Source organism: Endozoicomonas sp. SESOKO4 (genome assembly GCF_024606275.1).
The window spans coordinates 1-1252 of the sequence record NZ_JAHHPS010000308.1 but is presented as its reverse complement, the minus strand read 5'-3'; the positions used below and the strand labels follow the sequence as shown (position 1 = coordinate 1252).

The following is a 1252-nucleotide window of genomic DNA, read 5'->3' as shown; positions in this document are numbered from 1 at the left end:
CAGTGTTGCTAACTGAGCGGTCATTATCGTCAGGGTGAATTTTCTATATCTTTTTAAAACATATTTAATGCTTATCCCAAGTGATAGGAGTATTTATTTTATTGATTAACTGCCATGGAGGTAATGGGTATGAATATACAGGGATGTCCAGCAGCCAATCTCACTAACATCAATAACTGGAAAAATATTCTGGTTGATCGAACACTCATTGACGGAATTGGTGGGTTCAAAGGTGGCGAGAAAGAAGTGACATTTCACTCAGTGCAAGCAGAAAGAAATTACAGTGTTTCTGTCTGTGCCAGTAGCGATGAAAATAGATTAGTTGATGTCAATGTCACAGCTGAAACAGGCAGGAAAAATATTTTTAGCCGTATGGTTGGTGCCATTGTTGATGCATTTCAAAGGTTAGACCCAATAGGTGGTATGAAAGTTTTTGAAACTCGTGCGCACCAAATGAAGAGTAAACTTGAAAATGATATTCTGAATCAGGCTATGGATGCCGCTTGTAGAGAGGACGCCGATAAAGAGACCATCAAAAATGCATTTAAAGCCGCAACTCAGTTTAATAAAAAATTTGGTATTGATGAAGTTGATAATGAACATCGTTTAAGACTGGCAACATTTTTTTCGACGAAATATAAAGATAAGTCTTTGCTTCTTCAATTGGGTAAGGAACTTCAATCCAAAATCAAGAAATTTAAACAAAGCTTTCCATGCTGTTTTAACAATGATGAAAGATTTTATCTCGATCAAATGTACCACAAGCTTCAAAGAATCATACAATTATTGTCGTCTTCAAAGAAATTTAACTGATTCTGAATGAAATGTTTCTCGATGAAGAGGGGGGGATAAAACCCTCCCCCTTTTTTTGATCACAGGACAGACAACTTCTCCTCAATCTTATCCATCAACCTGTCACCAATGCGGATACCAAACTGATCATCCAACTGTCGTATACAGGTGGGTGAGGTAACGTTGATCTCGGTCAGGTATTCTCCAATGACGTCCAGCCCGACAAACAGCAGGCCTTTTTCTTTCAGTACCGGAGCCACCTGTTCAGCGATCCAGTAATCTTTTTCGGTCAGCGCCTGACCCACACCACTGCCGCCGGCGGCAAGGTTGCCACGCAGTTCACCCTCGGCGGGAATACGTGCCAGAGCGTAAGGTATGGGTTCGCCGTCGATCAGAAGTATGCGTTTGTCACCTGCCTTGATCTCGGGAATGTACTTTTGGATCATGGCCTGTTGTTGCC

Annotated in this window: 1 protein-coding gene and 1 pseudogene; one reads left to right on the top strand and one right to left on the bottom strand. The window is 41.3% G+C overall.

The genetic code is table 11. From position 1 onward, the window contains the following. Positions 1-129: 129 nt before the first annotated feature. Positions 130-813, top strand: coding sequence for a hypothetical protein (locus tag KDK16_RS05870; protein WP_257275137.1), 684 nt, complete (start codon positions 130-132; stop codon positions 811-813). A 59-nt stretch (positions 814-872) separates the two neighbouring features. Here the strand turns inward: KDK16_RS05870 and KDK16_RS05865 are convergent. Next, positions 873-1252: pseudogene (locus KDK16_RS05865) on the bottom strand (glutathione synthase); the annotation flags it as partial.